This window comes from Streptosporangium sp. NPDC006007, assembly GCF_040614315.1.
Lineage (GTDB): Bacteria > Actinomycetota > Actinomycetes > Streptosporangiales > Streptosporangiaceae > Streptosporangium.
This window is the reverse complement of the sequence record NZ_JBEXUG010000114.1, coordinates 1-1,174: the sequence shown is the minus strand read 5'-3', so window position 1 is coordinate 1,174 and position 1,174 is coordinate 1. Positions and strand designations below refer to the sequence as shown.

Below are 1,174 nucleotides of genomic sequence, written 5' to 3'. Positions count from 1 at the left end.
TACTGAGGTTGAAGCTCAGGAGTTAGATCACCGACGGCGGTTTATGACCGTTGGATGACCTCGCGTTCGGTATGCCGGAGTTATGAGGTATCCGGAAGGCGGTGGATTGACCGCCAAAGACAGAGCACGACGCGAAGCGGTGCGGCTGCGCGCGGCCGAGATGTTCGCGCGGGGAACGTCGCAGGCTGAGGTGGCCCGGCGCTTGCGGGTCTCGCCGATGTCGGCCAGCCGCTGGTATCGCACCTGGCAGACCGGGGGAACCGCGGCTCTGGCCTCCAAAGGGCCAGCCGGGTGGCCGTGCCGGCTGACCGAGAAACAACGGGAGCAGCTGGAGGCCGAACTGAAGGCCGGGCCGGCCGCCCACGGCTGGATCGAAGATCAGCGCTGGACACTGGCCCGGGTCGCCGAGCTGATCGCCCGGCTGTTTCACATCCGCTACAGCCTGCGCGGGGTCTCGCTGTTGCTGCACCGGATGGGCTGGTCGCCGCAGATGAGCGTGCACCGGGCCGCCGAGCGCGACGAGGTGGTGATCACCTGGTGGAAAACCGAGCAGTGGCAGCGGGTAAAAGGGCGGCGGCGGCTCAGGACGCGTGGATCTGCTTCCAGGACGAAGCCGGTCAGATCCTGAGGCCGCCCCGGGCGCGCACCTGGTCACGGCGAGGGCATACGCCGGTGGTGACCGTGCCCGGCAAAGGTTCGGGCCGGGTGTCGATCGCGGGCCTGGTCTGTTGCAAGCCCGGCGCTCGGAGCCGGTTGATCTACCGGGTCCGGCTGCACCGGGGGCGCAAGGGCGAGCGGCGCAGCTTCGCCGAACGTGACTACGCCGACCTGCTGGACGCCGCCCACCAGCAGCTCGGCGCGCCGATCGTGTTGGTGTGGGACAACTTGAACACCCACATCAGCCGGGCGATGCAGTCCTACATCGCCGCCCGCGATTGGCTGACGGTCTATCGGCTGCCTGCTTACGCCCCTGAGCTCAACCCGGCCGAGGGCATCTGGGCCAACCTCCGCAACGGGCTGGGCAACCTGGCGGTCACCGGCCTGGACGCACTCAACACGATCATCAAGACCCGGCTGAAACGCATGCAATACCGACCTGATCTCATCACCGGCTTCTTCAACGAGACCGGTCTGCCCTTCGAACTGGCCTAACCCTGGAGATTTAACCTCAGTA

Annotated in this window: 2 protein-coding genes; both read left to right on the top strand. The window is 66.9% G+C overall.

Annotated features, from left to right (window positions below; all coding sequences use genetic code 11):
- Positions 1-106 precede the first annotated feature (106 nt).
- Positions 107-628, top strand: coding sequence for a winged helix-turn-helix domain-containing protein (locus ABZ194_RS30390; RefSeq protein WP_355600449.1), 522 nt, complete (start codon positions 107-109; stop codon positions 626-628).
- Entirely contained in the window at positions 538-1,152 is a 615-nt protein-coding gene (locus ABZ194_RS30385) for a transposase (protein WP_355600448.1), read from the top strand. The genes ABZ194_RS30390 and ABZ194_RS30385 overlap by 91 nt, the downstream gene beginning before the upstream one ends.
- The last annotated feature ends 22 nt before the right edge of the window (positions 1,153-1,174 follow it).